This is a genomic window from Staphylococcus schweitzeri (genome assembly GCF_002902405.1).
Classification (GTDB): domain Bacteria; phylum Bacillota; class Bacilli; order Staphylococcales; family Staphylococcaceae; genus Staphylococcus; species Staphylococcus schweitzeri.
In genome coordinates this window covers 95,727-99,206 of sequence record NZ_PPQS01000048.1, presented here as the reverse complement: position 1 = coordinate 99,206, position 3,480 = coordinate 95,727, and the positions used below count along the sequence as shown (strand labels likewise).

2 protein-coding genes are annotated in these 3,480 nt (G+C 31.9%); both read left to right on the top strand.

The window, feature by feature from the left end; all coding sequences use genetic code 11:
- A partial coding sequence (locus CD116_RS14030) for an LPXTG cell wall anchor domain-containing protein (RefSeq protein ID WP_240625137.1) occupies positions 1-430 on the top strand: 430 nt, incomplete at its 5' end.
- Positions 431-906: 476 nt separating this feature from the next.
- A partial coding sequence (locus tag CD116_RS12225) for an SdrD B-like domain-containing protein (protein WP_240625136.1) occupies positions 907-3,480 on the top strand: 2,574 nt, incomplete at its 3' end.

The window sequence follows — 3,480 nt, the reverse complement described above, 5'->3', positions numbered from 1 at the left end:
CTCAGACTCAGATAGCGATTCAGATTCAGACAGCGACTCAGACTCAGATAGCGACTCGGACTCAGATAGCGACTCAGATTCAGATAGCGACTCAGATTCAGACAGCGACTCAGACTCAGATAGTGACTCGGACTCAGACAGTGACTCAGATTCAGATAGCGATTCAGATTCAGACAGTGACTCAGATTCAGACAGCGATTCAGACTCAGATAGCGACTCAGATTCAGACAGCGACTCAGACTCAGATGCAGGTAAGCACACACCTGTTAAGCCAATGAGTACTGTAAAAGATCATAATAATAAAGCGAAGGCATTACCAGAAACAGGTAGTGAAGGTAATGAATCGAATAATGGTACTTTATTCGGTGGTTTATTCGCAGCATTAGGTTCATTATTGTTATTCGGTCGTCGTAAAAAACAAAACAAATAATATGATTAACTTAACCAGGTCCATGTGACCTGGTTTTTACATTCTAAAAAATAGGTTGCATAAATTTGTAGATGAACTATCATACTAGATTTAAATTCAAAATAAGAATAATTCTCTATGATATAAAAAGTATATCTATATAAATTGAAATTAATGTAAATGGTGCAATGTTAATAAGTATCTTTATTTAATAGATGTTAATTTAATTCGTTAATGTATTAAAATTACAAATGAACAAGAAAAACAATTAAATACAGTTTTAAACCATTTAAAACAATTGGTATAAAAAGCAAACGAATAAACAAAAATATTTAAAATTAAATTATTCAATTACATAAGCAAAATAACAGTCGTTGATAAATAAATTTATTTAAAGTATTGTGCTTTATCTAAAAATGTATTACGATAGAAATACAAATTTTTATATGTAAAAATATTAATTTTTTGCAAATATTGATATTTTAAAGGAGATTTATATGATTAACAGGGATAACAAGAAGGCAATAACAAAAAAGGGTATGATTTCAAATCGCTTAAACAAATTTTCGATTAGAAAGTATACTGTAGGTACAGCATCGATTTTAGTAGGTACGACATTGATTTTTGGTTTAGGGAACCAAGAAGCTAAAGCTGCTGAAAACACTAGTACAGAAAATGCAAAGCAAGATGAAGCATCAACTAGTGATAATAAAGAAGTAGTGTCAGAAACTGAAAATAAATCGACAACAGAAAGCAATTCAACAAATTCAATTAAGAAAGAAACAAATACCGAATCACAATCAGAAGCTAAAGAAGCACCAACTACATCTAGAAACCAACAACAGCAAAATAATGCTATAACTTCAACTGAAACTAAGCCTCAAAACATTGAAAATAAAAATGTTAAACCTTCAACTGATAAAACTGCAACAGAAGATACATCTGTTATTTTAGAAGAGAAGAAAGTACCAAATGATACAAATAACGATGTAACTACAAAACCATCAACAAGTGAAAATCAACCAACATCAACTACACCAAAAGAATCTACAATTACTGAATCTTCACAACCACAATCAACACCTTCAAAAGTAGACAATCAAGTTACAGATGCGACTAATCCAAAAGCACCAGTACATGTGTCAAAGGACGAACTTAAAAATAATCCTGATAAATTAAAAGAATTAGTTAGAAACGATAGTAATACTGATCGTTCAACTAAACCAGTGGCTACAGCTCCAACAAGTGTTGCACCAAAACGTGTAAATGCAAAAATGCGCTTTGCAGTTGCACAACCAGCAGCTGTTGCTTCAAACAATGTTAATGATTTAATTAAAGTGACGAAGCAGACGATTAAAGTTGGTGATGGTAAGGATAACGTTGCAGCTGCACATGACGGTGAAGATATTGAATATGATACTGAGTTTACAATTGATAACAAAGTTAAAAAAGGCGATACAATGACTGTTAATTACGATAAGAATGTAATTCCTTCTGATTTAACCGATAAGAATGATCCTATCGATATTACTGATCCATCTGGAGAAGTCATTGCTAAAGGAACGTTTGATAAAGCGACTAAACAAATCACATATACATTTACAGATTATGTAGATAAATATGAAGATATAAAAGCACGTTTAACATTATACTCATATATTGATAAGCAAACAGTTCCTAATGAAACTAGTTTGAATTTAACATTTGCTACAGCTGGTAAAGAGACTAGCCAAAATGTTACTGTAGACTATCAAGATCCAATGGTTCATGGTGACTCGAACATTCAATCTATCTTTACAAATTTAGATGAAAATAAACAAACTATTGAACAACAAATTTATGTTAATCCATTGAAAAAAGCAGCAACTAACACTAAAGTTGATATTGCTGGTAGCCAAGTTGATGATTATGGAAATGTTAAATTAGGAAATGGTAGCACTACTATTGATCAAAATACAGAAATAAAAGTTTATAAAGTTAACTCTAATCAACAATTACCTCAAAGTAATAGAATTTATGATTTTAGCCAATACGAAGATGTAACAAGCCAATTTGATAACAAAAAATCGTTTAGTAATAATGTAGCGACATTGGATTTTGGTAATATTGACTCAGCTTATATTATTAAAGTAGTTAGTAAATATACACCTAAATCAGATGGAGAAATAGATATAGCGCAAGGTGCTAGTATGAGAACGACTGATAAATATGGTTATTACAGTTACGCCGGATATTCTAATTATATTGTAACTTCTACTGACTCTGGTGGTGGTGACGGTACGGTTAAACCTGAAGAAAAGTTATACAAAATTGGTGATTATGTATGGGAAGACGTTGATAAAGACGGCATTCAAGGTACTGATTCTAAAGAGAAACCAATGGCAAACGTTTTAGTAACGTTAACTTACCCAGATGGCACAACAAAATCAGTAAGAACAGATGACAAAGGTCATTATGAGTTTGGTGGTTTGAAAGACGGTGAAACTTATACTGTTAAATTCGAAACGCCAGCCGGATACCTTCCAACAAAACAAAATGGAACAACTGATGGTGAAAAAGACTCAAATGGTAGTTCTGTAACTGTTAAAATTAATGGAAAAGACGATATGTCTTTAGACACTGGTTTTTATAAAGAACCTAAATATAATTTAGGTGATTATGTATGGGAAGATACAAATAAAGATGGTATCCAGGATGCCAATGAACCTGGTATCAAAGATGTTAAGGTTACATTAAAAGATAGCACTGGAAAAGTTATTGAAACAACTACTACTGATGCATCAGGTAAATATAAATTTACAGATTTAGATAATGGTAACTATACTGTTGAGTTCGAGACGCCAGCTGGATACACACCAACGGTTAAAAATACTACTTCAGAAGATAAAGATTCTAATGGTTTAACAACGACAGGTGTTATTAAAGATCAAGACAATTGGACATTAGATAGCGGATTCTATAAAACACCAAAATATAGTCTAGGCGATTATGTTTGGTACGACAGTAATAAAGATGGTAAACAAGATTCAACTGAAAAAGGTATCAAAGATGTTAAAGTTACTTTATTAAAC